This window comes from Lautropia dentalis (genome assembly GCF_003892345.1).
GTDB classification, from domain to species: Bacteria; Pseudomonadota; Gammaproteobacteria; order Burkholderiales; family Burkholderiaceae_E; genus Lautropia; species Lautropia dentalis.
In genome coordinates this window covers 539,902-560,085 of sequence record NZ_RRUE01000001.1, presented here as the reverse complement: position 1 = coordinate 560,085, position 20,184 = coordinate 539,902, and the positions used below count along the sequence as shown (strand labels likewise).

Genomic DNA, 20,184 nt, shown 5'->3' with positions numbered 1-20,184 from the left:
GCTGCGCAGCCCTTTCAGCCTGCTGGCATGCCCTGCCGTGGCCTCTGACGTGGCGTTGCCCCCCTCGCCATCCGTCAGCGCCACCGGCAACGGAAAGCGCATCACCTTCCGGCCACGGCAGGCCGCGGCACGCGAGGCTTCGGTGCACCAGCCTGCCTGGCAAATGCCTCATTCGAGTACCAGCGTTGCCTCGACTTCGAATGGCGCCCCCTTGGGCAGCGCCGCCACCTGAATGGTCGAGCGGGCCGGATACGGCGCCTGGAAGTATTCGGCCATGATGGTGTTGACCGTGGCAAACTGGGCCAGATCGGTGAGGAACAGCCCCAGACGCACCACCTGGCCCAGATGGCCGCCCGCGGCCTCGACCACGGCCTTCAAGTTGCGGAAGGACTGGTGCACCTGGGCTTCGAAGCCACCGCTGACCAGCTCGCCCGTGGCCGGGTCGAGCGGAATCTGGCCGGACAGATACACCGTGTTGCCAGCACGGACGGCCTGCGAGTACGGCCCCAGTGCGGCCGGTGCGTTCGGTGTGGAAACGGGAACAGCCATGGTCATCTCCTTTGTGAGCATGATGTTTGAAAGCAGCGTTCTGGCGCCGCATCGCCCCCTGGGCAGCCTGCGGGCGTGCTGGGCGCGGACTGGAAAAGCACCCGAAGGCACCGCCGGTGGCGATGCCCCGATTCTAGAGCGTGTCGTGGGTCTTCCCGTTGCCGACATGGACTTCTCCGTTACCCGCATGGGAAAACTGCCATTGCCGGAATGGACCCGTCCATTGCCGGAACGAACCTGCCCACTGCAAGACCGGCCCCCAGATGCATGACACGCGCCATCCACTACCATTGATCCTTCGCTGCCCGGCGCCATCTGGAAGAGGCCCATTCTGCCATTTTGCGGCTGGCCGGGCACCAGCGCCCGTCATGGACGCATTCGCCCCCGCGCTGGCCCCATCCGCCCTTCTGCCCATCCCTGCCGTGACCTCCGACGCCACTTCGCCCACCGCAACACACCAGCCTGCCGCCCCGCACGTGCCCATCCGCATCCGCGGTGCCCGGCAGAACAACCTGAAGAACCTGGACCTGGATATCCCCACCGGGCAGCTGGTGGTGGTCACCGGGGTGTCGGGCAGCGGCAAGTCATCGCTCGTGTTCGACACCCTCTATGCCGAGGGCCAGCGGCGCTATGTGGAAACCTTCTCCGCCTACGCCCGCCAGTTCCTCGACCGCATGGACCGGCCGCAGGTGGACAGCATCGACGGCGTCCCGCCGGCCATCGCCATCGACCAGACCAACCCGGTCCGCACCTCGCGCTCCACCGTGGGCACGATGACCGAGCTGAACGACCACCTGAAGCTGCTGATGGCCCACGCCGCCACGCTGTACTGCCGGCAGTGCGCCCAGCCGGTACGCAAGGATGACGTGGCCAGCATCACCGCCGCCCTGCACAACCGCACGGCCGGCCTGAACGATCCGCGCCTGCTCGTCACCTTCCCCGTGCACGTACCGGCCGGCTTCAGCGAACAGGAGGCGCTGGACCAGCTGCAGGCCCAGGGCTACACCCGCATCCACGCGCGGGAGGTGCTGCCGCCGGAGCCCGCCGCGGAGGGCAAAAGCCGGCGTGGCAAAAAACCGGCCGGCAGGAAGACCAGTACCACATCCGCCACCCAGACAGCGGCCGCTTCCCGGACAGCGGCAGCCGCCACGAAAACCATCCACGATACGCCGGCTGGCGCAGGCACGGACGCCGGTGCAGAAGCCTCCACCAGACCCGCCGCCCGGAAGAAATCCGCCAGGGCGCCTTCCTCGCCCGCCCTGCGGCTGACCGTCGTGGCCGACCGCTTCCGCCTCGGCAATGTCACCGAAGACCGGCTGGCCGGCAGCCTCGAAGCGGCGCTCGAACGCGGTCATGGCCGCCTGACCGTCATCGCGCTGGACGACGAAGGCAACGAACAGGCACGCTGGGCATTCAGCAACAGCTTTGCCTGCGCCACCTGCGACATCCGCTACCAGCCGCCCAGCCCCAGCCTCTTTTCCTTCAACTCGCCGCTGGGTGCCTGCGAGACCTGCAAGGGCTTCGGCCGCGTCATCGGGCTGGACCTGGGCCTGGTCATTCCCGACGGCAGCAGGTCGCTGGCCGAGGGGGCCGTCAAGCCCTGGCAGACCCCCAGCTTCAAGGAGGCCCAGGCCGAACTGATGAAATACGGCGATGCCGCCGGCATCGACCTCTACCGCCCCTGGGACGAGCTGCCGGAGGCCGACCGGCGCTGGGTCATCGACGGTGACCCGCACTGGACGGGCGACTGGAAGCGCCAGTGGTACGGCATCCGCAACTTCTTCACCTGGCTGGAAAGCAAGGCGTACAAGATGCACATCCGGGTGCTGCTCTCCAAGTACCGCTCCTACACGCCCTGCCCGGCCTGCGAGGGCGCCCGCCTCAAGCCCGAAGCGCTGCTGTGGCGGGTGGGCAATGAAGAGGACGCCGCGCTGGCCTTTGCACCCGCAGACGCAGGCCCGGCACACGGGCAGGCCGATACCGAAGCGGAAGCAGCCCCGGACGCCGGTAAACACGCCGGCCAGAACGGCAAGTCCGTGACCCGTTCGGCCACCTCCGGCCGGAACACCACCACCGGCCCCTACCGGCGCTTCCGCCCGATGGGCACCCAGTGGACCGATGCCCAGCTCGAGGCCCTGCCCGGCCTGACCGTGCACGACATCATGCTGCTGCCCATCGACCGGCTCCACCGGCTGATGGCCGGCCTGCACCTGCCCGCGCCGCTGGACGAGGCCACCGACCTGCTGATGACCGAAATCCGCACCCGCCTGCGCTTCCTGCACGACGTGGGGCTGGATTACCTCACGCTGGACCGCCAGTCCCGCACGCTCTCGGGCGGCGAGGTGCAGCGCATCAACCTCACCACCGCCCTGGGCACCTCGCTGGTCAACACGCTGTTCATTCTCGACGAACCGTCCATCGGCCTGCACCCGCGCGACATGGACCGCATCATCGCCATCATGCAGCGGCTGCGGGATGCCGGCAATTCGCTGGTGGTGGTCGAACACGACCCGCAGGTGATGTTCGCCGCCGAGCGCATCATCGACATCGGCCCCGGTCCGGGCGAACGCGGCGGCCACATCGTGTTCGACGGGCCGGCCAGCGCCCTGCCCGCCGCAGAAACGCTCACCGCCGACTACCTGGCCGGCCGCCGGCAGGTCTCGTCCGGCCAGCACGAATCCGTGGACGCCGCCACCCCGCGCCTGCGCCTCGAAGGCGTGCGTGCCCACAATCTCAAGGACATCGATGTCGACATCCCGCTCGGTCGCCTGGTGGCGTTGACCGGTGTGTCCGGCAGCGGCAAGTCCACGCTGATGCAGGACGTGCTGCTGCCGGCGCTGCTCAAGGCCCAGGGCCTGCCCACCGAGGCCCCGGGCGAATACCGGCGGCTGACCGGCGAGAAGCAGATCGACAGCGTCGTTTTCGTCGACCAGTCGCCCATCGGCAAGACCACCCGCAGCAACCCGGTCAGCTATGTAGGCGCCTTCGACCTGATCCGCAAGCAGTTCGCCGCCACCGACCTGGCCCATGAACGCGGCTACACCGCCGGCGTCTTCAGCTTCAACAGCGGCGACGGCCGCTGCCCCACCTGCGGAGGCAACGGCTTCGAACACGTCGAGATGCAGTTCCTCTCCGACGTCTACCTGCGCTGCCCCGACTGCGACGGCAGGCGTTTCCGCCCCGAAATCCAAGACGTGCGCATCCGCGGCCGCAGCGACGGCACCGCCATGGCCCGCCCGGTCGAGGCGAACATCGTCGATGTGCTCGACATGACCGTGCGCCAGGCCGTCGACTTCTTCAGTGCCCATCCCGACATCCAGCGCCGCCTGCAGCCGCTGGCCGACGTGGGCCTCGACTATCTCAAACTGGGCCAGCCCGTCCCCACCCTGTCCGGTGGCGAGGCCCAGCGCCTGAAGCTGGCCGGCTTTCTGGCCGAAGCCGCCGAACAGGCCCGCAAGCGTGGTGCCCGCAGCGGCCGGCGCCCCCATGCCGGCGGCACCCTCTACCTTTTCGACGAACCCACCACCGGTCTGCACTTCGACGACATCGCCCGCCTGCTGCGCGCCCTGCGCTCGCTGCAGCACGCCGGCAACTCGGTGCTGGTCATCGAGCACAACCTCGACCTCATCGAGGCCGCCGACTGGCTGATCGACCTCGGCCCGGGCGGGGGCGACCACGGCGGCACCGTCGTGGCCACCGGCACGCCCGAACAGGTGGCGGCCACCCCCGATTCCTTCACCGGCCGGGCGCTGCGCACACACCGGGACGAGCTGCAGAAGCTGGCCGCGCAGGCACCACGGCAGAGGGACACGGACGCGACGCCAGCAGCTCGAGGCGCCCCGGACAGGGCTACCGTTCCCGCGAACGAGGCGTCGACCAGTGCAGTGACGGGCGCAGCAACCGGGGACGGCACCAGCCAGCCTGACGACGCCCCGTCCGGCCGTGGCAATCCATACGCCGTCCCGGCATCCACGGGGGAAAACCTGCTCATGGCCGCCGAACACGACGCCAGTGCCTGGCAGCCCGGCGCGCTGCGCGAACGCGCCCACCACGCCATCCTCGTGCACGGCGCCCGCGAGCACAACCTGAAGAACATCGACGTCGACATCCCGCGTGACCGGCTCACCGTCATCACCGGCGTCTCGGGCAGTGGCAAATCCACGCTGGCCTTCGATGTCGTCTTCGGCGAGGGTCAGCGCCGCTATCTGGAATCGCTCAACGCCTACGCCCGCCAGTTCGTCCAGCCCGCCTCCCGGCCCGATGTCGATGGCGTCTACGGCATTCCGCCCACCGTGGCCATCGAGCAGCGCACCAGCCGTGGCGGCCGCAAGAGCACCGTGGCCACCCTCACCGAAATCCATCACTTCCTGCGCCTGCTCTACCAGAAGCTCGGCACCCAGTACTGCCCCAACGACGAAACCCCCATCGAGGCCCAGTCCTTCGACAGCATCGCCGCCCGCATCCAGCGTGACTACCGTAACCGCCGCATCGGCCTGCTGGCCCCGCTGGTGGTCGGCCGCAAGGGCGTCTACACCGATCTGGCCAAATGGGCCCGCGGCAAGGGCTACCCCATGCTGCGCGTCGATGGCAGATTCCTGCCCACCCAGGGTTTCCCGCGCATCGACCGCTACATCGAGCACAACATCGAACTGCCGGTGGCCGACCTCACCATCACCCCCGAGGCGGAAACCGAACTGCGTACCCACCTGCTCACCACCCTGCAGCACGGCAAGGGCGTGGTCATGCTGCTCGAAGACGTGGACCGGCTGCAGCAGGACATCGACACCCCCCTGAAAACCGTCCTGTTCAGCACCAAACGGGCCTGCAGCCACTGCGGCACCAGCTACCCGGAACTGGACCCGCGCACCTTCTCCTTCAACGCCAAACAGGGCTGGTGCCCCGGCTGCCTGGGCACCGGGCTGCGCATCATCGGCCGCATCAGGGCCGACGAGCTCACCCCCGGTCTGGAAGGCGAAACCGATGCCGGCGTCACCTACAGCGACGAACCCTGTCCCGTCTGCCATGGCCAGCGCCTGAACCCGATGGCCCTGCACGTGCGCATCGGCGACCAGTCCATTGCCGACGTCACCGCCCAGTCGGTCCTGGAGGCCCGCCAGTGGGTCGAGACCGCCGGCAAGCGCTTCGACCGCCGCCAGCAGGAAATCGCCAGCGGCATCCTCGACGAGATCCGCAACCGCCTCAGCTTCCTCATCGACGTGGGCCTGGGCTACCTAACGCTGGACCGCGCCGCCCCCACGCTCTCCGGCGGCGAGGCCCAGCGCATCCGCCTGGCCGGACAGCTGGGCTCCAACCTGCAGGGCGTCTGCTACGTGCTGGACGAACCCACCATCGGCCTGCATCCGCGCGACAACCGCCTGCTGCTGGAGACGCTGGACCGGCTGCGCCACAAGGGCAACACCCTGCTGGTCGTCGAGCATGACGAGGAGACCATCGCCCGCGCCGATCACGTCATCGACATCGGCCCCGGCGCAGGACGGCTGGGGGGCCGGATCATCGCCAGCGGTACCCTGCCGCAGATCGAGGCCAACCCCGACAGCCTCACCGGCCGCTATCTGGCCCATCCCCCGGCCCTGCCCGACCACGCCCGCCGCCCCGTCGACAGCCACACCCCATCCCTCGCACTGCATGGCGCCCACCTGCACAACCTGCAGGATGCCAGCGCCCGGGTACCACTCAAGCGCCTCACCGTCGTCACCGGCGTCTCCGGCTCCGGCAAATCCACCTTCGCCCGCGACGTCCTGCTCGACGCCCTGCAGCGCCGTCTGGGCGGAGACAGGGGCAGACTGCCCCACTGCGCCTCGCTCGACGGCTGGCAGGGCATCCAGCGCGTGCTGGAAGTGGACCAGACCCCCATCGGCAAGACGCCGCGCTCCACCCCGGCCACCTACATCGGCTTCTGGGACGCCATCCGCCGCCTGTTCGCCGACACCAGCGAAGCCCGCCTGCGCGGCTACACCGCCTCGCGCTTCTCCTTCAACACCGCCGGCGGCCGCTGCCCCGCCTGCGAAGGCCAGGGCGTGCGCACCATCGAGATGAACTTCCTGCCGGATGTCCGCATCCTCTGCGATGTCTGCCATGGCGGCCGCTTCGACCCCGAAACGAACCAGGTCAGACTCAACGGCAGATCCATCGCCGACGTCCTGCAGATGACCGTCGACGAAGCCCTCGAATTCTTCGCTCCGTGGCGCAGCATCGCCCACCCCCTGCAGCTGCTGCAGGATGTCGGCCTCGGCTACCTCACCCTCGGCCAGCAGAGCCCCACCCTGTCCGGCGGCGAGGCCCAGCGCATCAAGCTCGTCACCGAGCTGGCCAAGGTCCGCGCCCTGACCGAACACGCCGACCCGCTGCGCGAGGCCAAGGCCCAGGCCACCGCCCGGGCCCGCGCCCGCAGGGCCGGCCACACCGGGGATGTCGAGGACGGCGGCACCTTCTACGTGCTGGACGAACCCACCGTCGGCCTGCACATGGCCGACGTGGAAAAACTGCTGCACGTCATGCACCGCCTCGTCGATGCCGGCAACACCCTGCTGGTCATCGAGCACAACCAGAACATCTGGGCCGAAGCCGACTGGATCATCGACATCGGCCCCGAAGGCGGCACCGCCGGCGGCCAGGTCGTTGCCGAAGGCCCCCCCGCCCAGCTCGCCCGCAGCCGCAAGACCCATACCGGCCGCCTGCTGGCCGAATTCCTGGCCGCCCACCGCAGCAGTCAGTCCAGCCGCCCCAGCCAGCTCGACCAGGTCAGCCAGTCCAGGCAGACCGGTCAGCCGGCCGGAGAAGCCTCTCCGTCCCGCAGGACGGCAGGCTCCCGAAAAACGGCCAAATCCCGCAAAACGGCCACCGCCCACGAAACGTCAGCCCCGGACACGGACAGGACAGCTGCCCCCCGAAAACCGGCCCGCCGCCCGGCCCCGGCCACCTCACAGGAATGACCCCCATGGAAAGCATTGCCGCCACCCGTCCCAAACCGCCCCGCCAGACCCACGGTCTGCCCTGGCTGGGCGCCGGCGCCCTGTTCGGTGCCATCGCCGTCGGCGCAGGCGCCTATGGCTCCCACGCCCTGCGGGCCGAACTGGCCGAACCCCTGCTCGTCATGTACGAGACCGCCGTCCGCTACCAGATGTACCACGCCCTCGCCCTGCTGGCCGTCGGCGCCCTCGGCCATGTCCTGTCACGCCGCGCCCTCACGCTGGCAGGCAGCTTCTTCATCGCCGGCATCCTGCTCTTCAGCGGCAGCCTCTACGCCCTCTCCCTCACCGGCGAGCGCCCGTTTCCCTTCATGACCCCCGCGGGTGGCATCTGCTTCATCCTCGGCTGGCTCACCCTGGCCGTCGCCGCCATGGCCACCGCCAGACGGCACTGACGGAAAGCGCCAGCCCCCTGTTCGTGCCGCCCCCTACAAAAAGCAACAGGCCGACATTAACAGCCCGAACGCCGCGGGTTTATTTGACGAAATTTTGAACAATTGTGGCACTATCCCTGCGATAAGCAGCCCGCTGGAGGTTTTTCGACATGGACAACACGCAAAAGACGCCCGCCAACCCCTCACACCACGCCCCCACCACCGGCGCACGGCGGGCGGCCTGGCGCATCCTGCAGCGCGAGGGACGCCGGATCGAAGGCACCTCGCTGCGCAGCCTGCTCGACAACCCCGACCGGCCTGCCCAGCTGCGCCTCGAGGCCGCCGGCCTGGTCGCCGACTTCAGCAAACAGCGCATCGACGGCGCCGTCATCGACGCCCTGATCGGCGTGGCCAACAGTGCCCGCCTGCCCGAGGCGCGACAGTTCATGCTGGGCGGCGGCATCGCCAACCCCACCGAAGGCCGCCAGGTGCTGCACACCGCCCTGCGTGGCAACGATGCCGACGCCACCGCCGGCCAGCTGGCCCGGGCCGAGCGCGAACGCATCCGTGCCCTGGCCACCCGCTTCCGCAATGACGAGCTGCGAGGCCACACCGGCCAGCCGCTGGAAACGCTGGTCTGCATCGGCATCGGCGGTTCCGACCTCGGCCCGCGCCTGGTCTGCGACGCCCTGGCCACCCCCGACGCCCCCGATGTCCGCTTCGTGGCCAACGTGGACCCGGCCGACCTGGCCCGCAACGTGGCCGGTCTCGACCCCGCCACCACTGCCTTCCTGGTCGTCTCCAAGACCTTCACCACCCGCGAGACCCTGGCCAACGCCGAGGCGGCGCTCAACTGGCTGACCCAGGGCGGTGTCCCGCGTGAGGCCGCGCTGAAACAGTTCATCGGCGTCACCGCCAACCCCGAGGCCGCCGAACAGTACGGCGTGCCCTCCTCCCAGATCCTGCGTTTCTGGGACTGGGTCGGTGGCCGCTATTCGCTGTGGTCGGCCGCCGGTGTATCCATTGCCATCGCCTGTGGCCCCGACGCGTTCGAACAGCTGCTCGACGGTGCCCATGCCATGGACGAGCACTTCCAGAGCGCCCCCTTCAAGAGCAACCTACCTGCCTGGCTGGGCATGATCAGCATCTGGAACCGCGACATCCTGGACTGCGCCACCCAGGCCATCATTCCCTACAGCGAACGGCTGCGCCTGCTGCCCAACTACCTGCAGCAGCTGATCATGGAAAGCAACGGCAAGTCGGCCCGCGTCAACGGCAGCCATCTGAGCCTGCCCAGCGCGCCGGTGATCTGGGGCGTGTCGGGCACCAATGCCCAGCACTCGTTCTTCCAGCAGCTGCACCAGGGGCCGGATACGGTACCGGTCGATTTCATTCTCGCCCGCAAGCCCGATCCCGCCACCCTCAGCGGTGCCGACGATCCACGTCACCAGATTCTGGTGGCCAACTGCCTGGCGCAGAGTGCCGCACTGGCGCTGGGCAAGCCGCTGCCGAATGAAGCGCAGGGCGAGGACTGGCACAAGGCTTTCCCGGGCAACCGCCCCAGCACACTGATCCTGCTGCCGTCCATCGATGCCCGCAGTCTGGGCGCCCTGCTGGCCGCCTACGAGCATGCCACTTTCGTGGCCAGCGTGATTCTGGGCATCAACGCTTTCGACCAGTTCGGTGTCGAATATGGGAAGGTGATGGCCAAGTCGGTGGAAACGGCACTGGCCGGTGGTGACGCCAGTGCGCTGGATCCTGCCACCCGGGCACTGCTGGGGTATTTCCGGGGGTGATCCAGCCCCGGTGATGTACGGCGCGTGAGGCACGTCTCCGCTGTAGCATGTTCTCTGCGCATGAAGCACGACTTCGTTGCGGCATGTTCTGTCTGTGCATGAGGCACGGCTTCGTTGCAGCGCGCGCCGCGGACCGGTACGCCCCTGCGGCTCATACGCTCACTGAAGCTTTGTTGCCCACGACCTGCGTCGTGGTCAACAAAGCTTCAGCGCTAAAACACTTTCCGACAATCGGGCTTCGCCCGACCGTCAGAAAGTCGTTCACGCGTACCGCGAAATCGCCGCAGCGCCGTCCCGCTCCACGTCGCTTTTCCCTGAATAGCAGCATCCGGCAGTCACACGAAATCAGGCCCTGCTCTCTCGCGTCGAAGCCGCAACGCCGCGAACCTGTGAAGCGGCGTGGGGAGGGGGAGCCTCCTGCGGCGATTTCACGGTAGGCGGCAAACACTTTCTGACGGGCGGGGCGCAGCCCCGGTTGTCGGAAAGTGTCAGCCCGACAAGTTTGTTGACCACGACGCAGGTCGTGGGCAACAAAGTTGGCGTGAGTGTATGAGCCGCAGGAGGCTCCCCCTCCCCACGCCGCCCCCCTCGAAGCCGTCTTCCATGTATTCATGGCTGCTCCGCCCAAAGTCGTCCTCCATGTATCCATGGCCGCCCCACCCGAAGCCGTCTTCCGTACAGGGAACTTCGCTCAAAGCAGCGTCATCTGGGTATCAAGGCTTCACCCAGCGGCCGTTTTCCATACATCGAGCCCCTAGGCAAAGCCGCCCTCCGTATATCCGACGAAACAGAAAACCCCGGCAGGAAGCAGCACACTTCCCCCAGGGTTTTTCCTTTTCGGCCCTGCAGCAGGGCCATACACATCAGAACCGGATACCGGCCTTCACACTGTAGCTCGTGGTATTACCCGTGCGATCGACCTCGGCCGCCAGATTCAGGCCCAGATTGATGTTGATACCCACAAAGCGGCGATTGAGCGAGAAGGACTCCTTCGTCAGCCCCGGAATACCCTGCGGCGTACTGTCCACCCACACCTTGCCCACCCCAGCATACGGCGTGAACATCAGGATACCCTTCGAAACGGACAGATCCAGCCCCTTCGTGGTCATCTTCACCTGATCCACGCCAGAGAGCTTCGAGAACGAGCCCCGCACCGCCACCGCCGGCAACAGCGTGCTGCCCTCGATGAACGCCCAGCGCACACCACCGCCCCAGTTGGCAATATCGTGCGACGCCTTGTTGTAGAACGCATCCACATCCACGTTGTACGGCAGGCCCTTGTGCACACGTACACCGCCCATCGCCACGTAATTGTCGATCTTGGCGCCATTGGAGGCACGGCTCCACAGACCGCGGTTCGACAGCTTGAAGCCCGTGGCCGACGCGCTGATGTCGAAGCCCATCAGCCCCAGCCCCTCGGCCGGCACCACACCCTTGAAGGCCACACCGCCCCCCAGTTCCTTCGACAGCTCGCGGAACTCCGACTGGCCCAGCGCCTGCACCGTGTTGGCGTACCTGTCTGCCGCCATGGCCGATGAAGCGGCCAGACCACAGCCACCGGCCACGGCCAGCAGCACCGCCGCACGGGTGGTTTTCATGCGACCTGCAAAATCAGCAAACATTCTGTTAACTCCTGACAAAAACCATCAACATGGAAAAGGGGGCACCAACACATGATCGGCCCCTGTCACGCCGCACATGGTAGCCGATCCCCGTAACCCGGATGTTTCATCCCTGTACCACCCGGCTGCCGCCCCCGGCCACCGGTACCCCACGACATCACCACGGCCACACACCACCACAACCGGCACACCCCAGCCAGGCGCACCGCAGCCATGCACACTGCCGACAGCGCCCTCGCCCGGGCAGACGTTCCCATGCCCCTGCTGCACTCCGACCGGCTCAGGCACACCCAAAAAAGTGGGGGGAGCATCGCGAAGACGCATGCGTAAAAGGCACGCGCCCCCGCACACACCCACCGGGAACCGGGGTGCTAAGATGAACCGGCATATTGCCTCCGCAGAAAGAATCCCTTGCCTTTGGCAGACTTCCCTGCCCTCGGCAGAATCCCATGCCACAGGCTGTCCCTGTTCTCTCCCCGGACACCCGCTGTCCCGCTCCACCCATGAATGCCCTGTCTTCCCATCCCACCCCCGAGTACATCCTCACCCTTTCCTGCCCCGACCGTCCGGGCATCGTCCACGCCATCACCGGCCTGCTGCTGCAGCACCAGGGCAACATCACCGAGGCGGCCCAGTACAACGCCACCGACACCGGCCACTTCTTCATGCGCGTGCGCTTCGCCAGCCCCGCCCCGCACCAGACACTCTGTACTGCCGTCCGCGAACTGGCCCCCACCTTCGGCCTGAACTGGCGTCTTGCCGAAAGCCATCGCCGCATGCCCACCGTCATACTGGTGTCGAAACTGGGCCACTGTCTCAACGACCTGCTGTTCCGCACCCGCACCGGCACCCTGCCCATCGACATCCGCGCCGTCATCTCCAACCACGAGGACTTCCGCGCCCAGGTCGAGAACGAAGGCATTCCCTTCCATCACGTCCCCGTCAGCGCCGCCACCCGCGACACCGCCGAAAAACGCCAGCTCGACATCATCGAACAGTCCGGCGCCGAACTCATCGTTCTTGCCCGCTACATGCAGATCCTGTCCGACAGCCTCTGCCGCCAGCTCGAAGGCCGTGCCATCAACATCCACCATTCCTTCCTGCCCAGCTTCAAGGGCGCCCGCCCCTACTACCAGGCCCATGACCGTGGCGTGAAGATCATCGGCGCCACCGCCCACTACGTCACCGCCGAACTGGACGAAGGCCCCATCATCGAACAGGACATCGAACGCGTCGATCACGCCATGAACGTCGAAACCCTCACCGCCCTCGGCGGCGACGTGGAAAACGTCGTCCTGGCCCGCGCCGTCAAATGGCACGCCGAACACCGCATCATGCTGGACGGCCACCGCACCGTGGTATTCCGGTAAAAAGTGGGGCTTGCCTTATTCCAGTCGAAGCAGCAACGCACGCATTCATGAAGCGGTGTGGGGAGCGGGAGGCTCCTGCGGCGATTTCGCGGTAGCCGTAGAACCTTTTTTGCCCACAGGGCAAAAAAGTTCACAGGCGCCTGTTTTTGCCGGCCACGACGCAGGTCGTGGGCGTCAAAAACGGGCTGAGCGCATGAGCCGCAGGAGCCTCCCGCTCCCCGCGCCGCCCCACCCGGATTCGTCTTCCGCAAAACGCAATCAATCCCTCCTGAAGCCAGCTTCCACAAAACGCCCCCCCTTGAGGCCGTCCTCCGCAAGACGCAATCCCCCCACGCAAGACGCCCCCAGCCCCCAGGAAACCGCCAGAAAACCCCCAACGGCACCGGGACAAACCCTCTCCGTACAACCCCCATCAGGACTTCCCCCCTTCGTAATTCCCCGCCTTGCGCCACCCCACGCCCTCCTCCAGAGTTGACCTCTGCGCCATCACGTTCTGCATCGTGCAAACGCTGGCGCACAACCATCACCTGGAGGAGTCCCCCATGACCGACCCCGTCGTCGAAAGAATCCGGAACCATCCGGACTACCAGCGCCTCAAGGCGCAGCGCAGCCGCCTCGGATGGACTCTCACCATCCTGATGCTGATCGTCTTCTACGGCTACATCGGCCTCATCGCCTTCGACCGTCCATTCCTCGGACGCCCCCTGCACGAAGGGGCCGTCACCAGCATCGGCATGCCGGTCGCGCTCTTCGTCATCCTCTTCACCATCGCCGTCACCGGCCTCTACATCTGGCGCGCCAACAGCCGGTACGACGCCCTCACCCGCAGGATTCTCCAGGAGGCCGGCCAATGAGCACCCCTCTCATCCATCACGTCCACCCGCAGGAAGCTGCTTCCCTGCCTGCCGCGCTCTCCCATATCTCCCACCGCAAAGCCGCCTGCCCTGCCCGCCAGCACCCGGCACGGCACTGTCACGGCGCGCACAGCGGCGCACCACCCGGCAGGTCCACCATACGGACAGGCAGCCCCGGTACGCCACCAGACGGTTCCGGTACATGGGCGGGCCTATCCGGTACACCACCCGGCGGATCCAGTACATGGGCGGGCATTTCCGGTACGCTACCCGGCGGATCCGGTATATGGCCACGCAAATCCGGTACACCATCGGGCAGGTCGGGCGCATGGGCAAGCCTGCTGCCGGGCGCGTTCCTCATGCTGTCTGCGGGTAACGTGCTGGCGGCCGGCCCCGACATGGGCGATGCGGCTAGGCAGCCCACCAACATCACGGCCATCGCCCTGTTCATCACCTTCGTAGCCGCCACGCTGTGGATCACGAAATGGGCGGCCGGCCGCACCCGTTCCGCGGCCGATTTCTACACGGCCGGCGGCGGCATCACCGGGTTCCAGAACGGGCTGGCCATTGCCGGCGACTTCATGTCGGCAGCCTCCTTTCTCGGCATTTCCGCCGCCGTCATGACGGGCGGTTACGATGGCCTCATCTACGCCCTGGGTTTCATGGTCGGCTGGCCCATTCTCACCTTCCTGCTGGCCGAGCGCCTGCGCAACCTCGGCAAGTTCACCTTTGCCGACGTGGCCGGCTACCGCTTCCAGCAAAAGCCCATCCGGCTGTTTGCTGCCTCCGGCACGCTGGTCACCATTGCCTTTTACCTGATCGCGCAGATGGTCGGGGCCGGCCAGCTCATCAAGCTGCTGTTCGGGCTGGATTACTGGATGGCCGTGGTCATCGTCGGTGTGCTGATGATGGTCTACGTGCTTTTCGGCGGCATGACGGCCACCACCTGGGTGCAGATCATCAAGGCCGTGCTGCTGCTGTGCGGCGTGAGCTTCATGGGCTTCATGGTGATGAAACACTACGGTTTCAGCTTCGAGGCGCTGTTTGCCGACGCCGTGCGCGTCAAGGCGCACGTGGCCGAACAGGGGGGCGCCAGCCCCGAAGAGGCCGAGGAGGCCGGACGGGCACTGATGGGCCCCGGGGGCTTCATCAAGGATCCCATTTCCGCCATCGGCTTCGGCATGGCACTGATGTTCGGTACCGCTGGCCTGCCGCACATCCTGATGCGCTTCTTCACCGTGCCGGACGCGAAGGAGGCCCGTAAATCGGTGTTCTGGGCCACCACCTGGATCGGCTATTTCTACCTGCTGATCTTCGTCATCGGCTTTGGCGCCATCACACTGGTGCTCACCAATCCGGAATTCGCCAACACCACCACCGGCACCATCCACGGCGGGGCCGGCACCACCAACATGGCGGCGGTGCTGGTGGCGAAATCGGTGGGTGGCAACCTGTTCTACGGGTTCATCTCGGCCGTGGCCTTTGCCACCATCCTGGCCGTGGTGGCCGGCCTGACGCTCTCGGGCGCCTCGGCCGTCTCGCATGACCTGTATGCCACCGTCATCAAGCAGGGGCGCGCCGACAGCGCCACCGAACTGCGCGTCTCGCGCATCACCACGCTGGTGCTGGGCGTCATTGCCGTGCTGCTGGGCATCCTGTTCGAAAAGCAGAACGTGGCCTTCATGGTGTCACTGGCCTTTGCGGTGGCGGCCTCGGCCAATTTCCCGGTGCTGCTGCTGTCCATCCTCTGGCGGGGCACCACCACGCGCGGTGCCGTCATCGGCGGTTTTCTGGGGCTGGTGTCGTCGGTGGTGCTCACGCTGCTGTCGCCGTCGGTGTGGGAGGCCACCTTCGGCAACCCGGTGGGCAGCGCGCCATTCCCCTATGCGTCACCGGCACCCTTTTCGGTGATCATCGGCTTTGCGGGCGTCTGGCTGTTCTCGCTGTTCGACCGCAGCGCCGCGGCGCAGCAGGAGCGTGACGCCTTCGAGGCCCAGCAGGTCCGCTCCGAAACCGGCTACGGCGCCGCACGGGCCTCGGCACACTGAGCCCGGGGCACGCAGCGGTGCAGTGAACCAGCGGAGCAATCCCCGGAAAAGACCCGCCGCGCCCCCGGGCCGGCGGGTCTTTCCGGGTGTAAACGCGTTCCCTGTCAAGGCTGAGGGCAGTTGCAGACGGAACGCGGCTTCCATATCCAGGCAAAAACAGCGTCATGCCACCGGCATCACGGCATGGCCTCGCCCCGCAGTTCACGCAGGCGGATGAAGGCCAGTGCCGCCATCACGGCATCGTTGAGGGCGTCGTGTGCATCCCGCACCGGCAGGTCCAGGGCCTGCAGGATGGTGGCAAAGCGCAGGTCGATGTCGGCATTTTCATGCTGCTGGTACGGTGGCAGCTGCTGGAATTTCCAGTCGTAATACAGCGATGACACCTCGATGGCGGGCTGCGGCAGCGTCAGGCCATGGCAGCGGCGCAGGGCGCGGTTGATCATCGCCACATCGAAAGCCAGAAAATAGCCCACCAGCGGCCGGCTGCCGATGAACGCCAGCAGCCGTTCCATGGCTTCACGCAGGGGCAGTCCATCGGCCACGTCACTGTTGCGCAGCCGGTGCACCGCCACACTGGCCGCCGGCACCTCCCCTTCCGGGCGCACCAGCAGTTCCAGCCGCTGGCTCGTCACGATGCGCCGGCCTACGATGCGCGTCGCACCGATGGCGATGATTTCATCGCGACGCACATTCAGCCCCGTCGTTTCGCAATCCAGCGCCACCCATTCATCGTGCGGCGGCGGTTCGAACAGAAATCCCCAGCGGGGATCCCGCAGACGCCTTTTCTGCCATGTCCGTTTCCAGCGCCACCAGCGCTGCAGCATCCATCGGGGCAAAGGCGGTGTGATCATGTTCATTGCGCAGTCCCCATCATGCTCATTGCACGGCACCCATCATGCCCATTGCGCGGCCCCATCATATTCATTGCGCGGTCCTCATCGTGCCCATTGCGCGGCCCCATCATGCTTATTACACGGTCCCATCATGCTCATTGCACGGCCCCCAGACGGAAGCGCAGCCGCAGCTGCGTCCGGAAGCGCCGCACCTCGGCCAGGGCATCCTTGAGCAGATCGCGCTGCAGCGGTGTCAGCCGGGCCAGATCGGCCTTGCCACTGACCGGCAGCCCCCGCGCCTGCTCATCCATGCCGGCCTGCAGCCGCAGGGCCATGAAGAAATGCAGGGCCTCGACCAGCTCCTGCGCCGTCTCCACACTGAGCACGCCCTGTTCCTGCAGCGCCTGGATGCGGGCCTCGGTGCCGGTCGCCTCGATGCGCGACGCCAGGGCCAGACTCCGGACCCCATGCACCAGCGGAAAGAGCCCCGCCTTCTTCACGTTCAGATGCGCCTCACCGCCGCCCAGCATGCGCTGCCACCACCGGGTGGTGTCGCCGAACGCGTCCACGGCCGCCGCAAAGCGCGACATCATGGCGTCGTCATCGGCCAGCCAGCGCCAGATCTGCATGCGCAGCGCCTCCAGCAGGGACGCATCTCCGGCCACGGCATGCGCATCCATGAAGATCGCCAGGTCCATCAGCTGTTCTGCCCCCGGCTGCACCAGCCAGTGGCGGATCCGCTGCTGCCAGGCCGTCTCCGTTCCCCGCCACGAGGGCTGGTTCAGCATCACCCCGCCCGAGCAGGGCGGATAGCCAAAGCGCGCCAGTGCTGCCGAAAACCGTTCGCAGATATCGGCCAGATCCTGCGGGGGTTCATAACCGTCCCGCAGCAGTAGCGCATTGTCCTGGTCGGTGCGCAGCAGCTGCTCTCCCCGCCCTTCGCTGCCCATCACCAGCAGGCAGCTGTTCCGTACCAGCGCCTCCGGTGCCAGCAGCTGCCAGGCACGCTCGAACAGCCGTCCGTTGAGCTGCTGCACCAGCTGTGCCAGCAGCCCTACCCGCACCCCCGCACGGAACTGCCGCCCGATCATGGCCGTGATCTGGCCGGCTGCCTGCGCCAGATCATCGAGGCTTGCCGCGTCCCGCAGCTGCATGTCGATCAGCAGGGAGTGGTTGGACAGGAAGCTGAAGACATCCAGCGCCTCCAGCACCCCCGCCACCTGCCCGTCCGCCTGCTGCACCACCACCCGGTGCACGCCATGCCGCAGCATCAGTGTCAGCGCCTCACCTACCTGCTGGGACGGGTGAACCGCAATCAGCGACCAGCTGGCCAGCTCGCCCACCGGCAGCGCATCGAGCGGCCGGCCATCCAGAACGGCCCGCTGCAGGTCGCTGGTGGTGAAGATGCCCAGACGGGCGGTATCGCCGGATGCCTGCACCAGCACATTGCGCGTACGCTCCTGCCGGAACGACCGAACCACCTCCAGCACCGGCATCGTCGCCGGCACCATCCGGGCCGGACGCACCCAGGCATCGGCCACCCGCGCCATGTGCAGCGACTGCAGTTCCTGCCCCGCATGGCGCCCGGCAGCGGCCCGCAGCTTCTTCCCCAGCGCGGAGAACAGCAGTGCACTGAAGGTATCGTTGGAGGCGATCAGCCGGTTGACGGCCTCGTGCGACAGCTCGTAGACCAGTACCTCATCCACCGCCACATAGCGGCAGCCCGAATACCCCGCCACCAGTGCCCGGCCGTCGAAGCTGTCGTTGGGCCCGTAGGTGGCCAGCATCTCCTCACCCTCGAACTGCTGCACATAGCCCTTGATCACCACGAACAGGTGTGCAGGCCGCGCGCCGGTCTCCAGCAGCACCTCGCCGGGCCGGAAGCAGGCAATGTCGACCTGGTCGCGCACCAGCCGCTGTTCGGCCGGGTCCAGACAGTCGAAGGGCGAGACCGAAAAATTGAAGGCGTTGGGCATGGGTGTCTCCCGGGGGTGTCTCCCCGGCTCCGGGTGCGCGGCCCCTCGCGAACGCCGGGCCTCACAGGGTACCCGCTGGGGCGACCATGGCCCCGTTACCGTGTTCGTGTCCCTGACATCCGGGGGCAGAAACCTCCCACCGGAACCTGCCGACGATGCTGCCGCCTCCCCCCGCCCCCGGCAAGCCGGGGAAAACACGGACACATCGCCGCGGTTCACCCGCGTGTTCATCGTTCATGGATGCTGGCGGGGTTTTCCGGGGCGGTTGATCCGGGTTCGTCCGCGTTCACCGTTCAGTGACATGTCGTCAGTCATGGACGCGTCGTCAGGGTGGCCGATGACGGGATCGACACCCCATGATTCACCCCCATGTTCACAGACATGCCCTTCCCCGCGCAGACGCCCGTTCCAAGGTACACTGACGAGGCAGTCAGTTTCCTCCCGCATCCATGTCAGCCAGAAAAACGCCTACCAGCGCCATTGCGCCCCCCGCCCCCATCTCCGGCACGCTCAGCGCCGAGGAGCAGGTCTTCGTGACCGCGGCCCAGCAGCATTGTCTGGCGCGCGGGGGCAAGCTCACCCCGCTGCGGGTGGATGTGCTGCTGCACGTGCGCAAGCACCCCGGTGGCATCAAGGCCTACGAACTGCTGTCCAGCCTGCAGGCCGTCAAGCCGGGGCTGGCCCCCATGAGCGTCTATCGCGCCCTCGACTTCCTGGTCGATACCGGCCTGGTCCACAAGGTGGATGTGACGAGCAGCTTCATCCTGTGCGAGCACGGCCAGCACCATCACGACCACGGGCTGCCCGTCATGCTGATCTGCCAGCAGTGTGGCAAGGCTTCCGAATATGCCGAGCCCACCAGCGGCACACTGCACGCGGCGCTCGATCACCTGCGCGACCGGAACGGCTTTCACGCCACCGGTCTAGAAATCAAGGGCCTCTGCCAGCAGTGCAGCACGGCAGAGGCCGAAACGGACGGGCCAGACCCGAAGGCCTGAGCCAGCGGCTGGCGCGTGTCATGGGTTCATTCACCCCCGCGCCACCCCTGGGTGACGAACGGATCAGGCCGCCTCGACCTCGGCAGCCAGCGCCGTGGTGACCTTGCCCAGCAGGCGGGAGAGCTGGCGGCGGTCGGTGGCCGACAGCGCCGAGAAGGCATTGGCCAGTACCTCGGCCTGCCCCGGAAACACCTTCTTGCTAACGGCGCGCCCCTTGCGGGTCAGTACCACCAGATTGGAGCGGCGGTCTTCGGGATTGGCATTACGTTCGACCAGCCCGTCACGCACCATGCCATCCACCAGCCCGGTGATGGTGGCCCGGGCCACCCCTGCCTGATCGGCCAGCGTGTGCGGCGGCAGACCATTGCGGTGCCCTTCCAGCAGGAACAGCAGGATGAAGCGTCCTTCGGACAGCCCCTGTGGCTGCAATACCTGTGCACGGCGACGGTCGATCAGACCGGCCAGCGACAGTGCCTGTGCCGAGACGCGCATGCTCTCCACATCCGCCAGATCCTGACGCTCGGCCTCGGCCAGCAGCGCCTGATATTTGGGGTCAAGATCAGGTTTCATGTTCTGGGTACTCTCTGGTTTGGGTGCGAACCATACGGCAGTGTGATGCCTGCCGCCGTCGGGCATTCCCTGCTTCTCCTCTGCCCTTCCTTCGTTCTCATCCTACACCATCCACGGCGGGGGCTGCAGCCAAATACCCCATGTGACCCTCCCGCAAAGCGGCACGGGAAGCCGGTTTCGGCCATTCTGCCCCCCGCGGATGCAT

The 20,184-nt window shown here is 67.0% G+C and carries 13 protein-coding genes; 8 read left to right on the top strand and 5 right to left on the bottom strand.

What is annotated here, in order from left to right; all coding sequences use genetic code 11:
- Positions 1-168: 168 nt before the first annotated feature.
- Positions 169-555: a RidA family protein gene (locus tag EHV23_RS02130; RefSeq protein WP_203228922.1), complete on the bottom strand. Its 387-nt coding sequence runs from the start codon at positions 553-555 to the stop codon at positions 169-171.
- Here EHV23_RS02130 and EHV23_RS02125 point away from each other — a divergent pair.
- From EHV23_RS02125 to pgi, 4 genes are all read left to right on the top strand, one after another.
- Positions 548-820, top strand: coding sequence for a hypothetical protein (locus EHV23_RS02125; RefSeq protein WP_125094505.1), 273 nt, complete (start codon positions 548-550; stop codon positions 818-820). The two genes, EHV23_RS02130 and EHV23_RS02125, sit on opposite strands and share 8 nt — an antisense overlap.
- Before the next feature lie 97 nt (positions 821-917).
- A complete protein-coding gene (locus EHV23_RS15140; protein ID WP_158615792.1) occupies positions 918-7,502 on the top strand; it encodes an excinuclease ABC subunit UvrA in 6,585 nt (2,194 codons plus the stop codon).
- 5 nt (positions 7,503-7,507) lie between these two features.
- A complete protein-coding gene (locus EHV23_RS02110; RefSeq protein ID WP_125094504.1) occupies positions 7,508-7,933 on the top strand; it encodes a DUF423 domain-containing protein in 426 nt (141 codons plus the stop codon).
- A gap of 149 nt (positions 7,934-8,082) precedes the next feature.
- On the top strand, positions 8,083-9,708 hold the full coding sequence (gene pgi / locus EHV23_RS02105) for a glucose-6-phosphate isomerase (protein ID WP_125094503.1): 1,626 nt from the start codon (positions 8,083-8,085) through the stop codon (positions 9,706-9,708).
- 863 nt (positions 9,709-10,571) lie between these two features.
- On the opposite strand, the gene EHV23_RS02100 is transcribed toward pgi, so the two are convergent.
- The gene (locus tag EHV23_RS02100; RefSeq protein WP_125094502.1) at positions 10,572-11,306 is read right to left on the bottom strand and encodes a hypothetical protein; all 735 of its coding nucleotides are present in this window, start codon (positions 11,304-11,306) and stop codon (positions 10,572-10,574) included.
- A 527-nt stretch (positions 11,307-11,833) separates the two neighbouring features.
- Here EHV23_RS02100 and purU point away from each other — a divergent pair.
- The 3 genes from purU to EHV23_RS02085 all read left to right on the top strand — a co-directional run bounded on the left by purU (position 11,834) and on the right by EHV23_RS02085 (position 15,602).
- Positions 11,834-12,700: a formyltetrahydrofolate deformylase gene (gene purU, locus EHV23_RS02095; RefSeq protein ID WP_125094501.1), complete on the top strand. Its 867-nt coding sequence runs from the start codon at positions 11,834-11,836 to the stop codon at positions 12,698-12,700.
- 542 nt (positions 12,701-13,242) lie between these two features.
- Positions 13,243-13,554, top strand: coding sequence for a DUF485 domain-containing protein (locus EHV23_RS02090; protein ID WP_125094500.1), 312 nt, complete (start codon positions 13,243-13,245; stop codon positions 13,552-13,554).
- Between the two features lie 359 nt (positions 13,555-13,913).
- Positions 13,914-15,602 carry a cation acetate symporter gene (locus EHV23_RS02085; protein WP_125094499.1) on the top strand — a complete coding sequence of 563 codons (1,689 nt, stop codon included), beginning with the start codon at positions 13,914-13,916 and terminating at the stop codon, positions 15,600-15,602.
- A 176-nt stretch (positions 15,603-15,778) separates the two neighbouring features.
- Here EHV23_RS02085 and EHV23_RS02080 read toward each other — a convergent pair whose 3' ends face one another.
- Positions 15,779-16,453: a 3'-5' exonuclease gene (locus tag EHV23_RS02080; protein ID WP_203228851.1), complete on the bottom strand. Its 675-nt coding sequence runs from the start codon at positions 16,451-16,453 to the stop codon at positions 15,779-15,781.
- A gap of 137 nt (positions 16,454-16,590) precedes the next feature.
- A complete protein-coding gene (locus EHV23_RS02075) occupies positions 16,591-18,411 on the bottom strand; it encodes a DUF294 nucleotidyltransferase-like domain-containing protein (protein ID WP_125094498.1) in 1,821 nt (606 codons plus the stop codon).
- Between the two features lie 449 nt (positions 18,412-18,860).
- Between EHV23_RS02075 and EHV23_RS02070 the strand changes: the two genes are divergently transcribed.
- Positions 18,861-19,409, top strand: coding sequence for a Fur family transcriptional regulator (locus tag EHV23_RS02070; RefSeq protein WP_125094497.1), 549 nt, complete (start codon positions 18,861-18,863; stop codon positions 19,407-19,409).
- A 63-nt stretch (positions 19,410-19,472) separates the two neighbouring features.
- Here the strand turns inward: EHV23_RS02070 and EHV23_RS02065 are convergent, their stop codons facing one another.
- Complete coding sequence (locus EHV23_RS02065; protein ID WP_125094496.1) at positions 19,473-19,979, bottom strand: MarR family winged helix-turn-helix transcriptional regulator; 507 nt, start codon at positions 19,977-19,979, stop codon at positions 19,473-19,475.
- Positions 19,980-20,184: the final 205 nt, after the last annotated feature.

Excerpts from the sequence above, each read along its gene's own strand:
- EHV23_RS02130 (WP_203228922.1), bottom strand. The coding sequence starts at position 555 with ATGACCATGGCTGTTCCCGTTTCCACACCGAACGCACCGGCCGCACTG.
- EHV23_RS02110 (WP_125094504.1), top strand. The coding sequence starts at position 7,508 with ATGGAAAGCATTGCCGCCACCCGTCCCAAACCGCCCCGCCAGACCCAC.
- EHV23_RS02125 (WP_125094505.1), top strand. The coding sequence starts at position 548 with ATGGTCATCTCCTTTGTGAGCATGATGTTTGAAAGCAGCGTTCTGGCG.
- EHV23_RS02100 (WP_125094502.1), bottom strand. The coding sequence starts at position 11,306 with ATGAAAACCACCCGTGCGGCGGTGCTGCTGGCCGTGGCCGGTGGCTGT.
- EHV23_RS02080 (WP_203228851.1), bottom strand. The coding sequence starts at position 16,453 with ATGATCACACCGCCTTTGCCCCGATGGATGCTGCAGCGCTGGTGGCGC.
- EHV23_RS02065 (WP_125094496.1), bottom strand. The coding sequence starts at position 19,979 with ATGAAACCTGATCTTGACCCCAAATATCAGGCGCTGCTGGCCGAGGCC.
- EHV23_RS02085 (WP_125094499.1), top strand. The coding sequence starts at position 13,914 with ATGCTGTCTGCGGGTAACGTGCTGGCGGCCGGCCCCGACATGGGCGAT.
- EHV23_RS02075 (WP_125094498.1), bottom strand. The coding sequence starts at position 18,411 with ATGCCCAACGCCTTCAATTTTTCGGTCTCGCCCTTCGACTGTCTGGAC.
- EHV23_RS15140 (WP_158615792.1), top strand. The coding sequence starts at position 918 with ATGGACGCATTCGCCCCCGCGCTGGCCCCATCCGCCCTTCTGCCCATC.
- purU (WP_125094501.1), top strand. The coding sequence starts at position 11,834 with ATGAATGCCCTGTCTTCCCATCCCACCCCCGAGTACATCCTCACCCTT.
- EHV23_RS02090 (WP_125094500.1), top strand. The coding sequence starts at position 13,243 with ATGACCGACCCCGTCGTCGAAAGAATCCGGAACCATCCGGACTACCAG.
- pgi (WP_125094503.1), top strand. The coding sequence starts at position 8,083 with ATGGACAACACGCAAAAGACGCCCGCCAACCCCTCACACCACGCCCCC.
- EHV23_RS02070 (WP_125094497.1), top strand. The coding sequence starts at position 18,861 with ATGTCAGCCAGAAAAACGCCTACCAGCGCCATTGCGCCCCCCGCCCCC.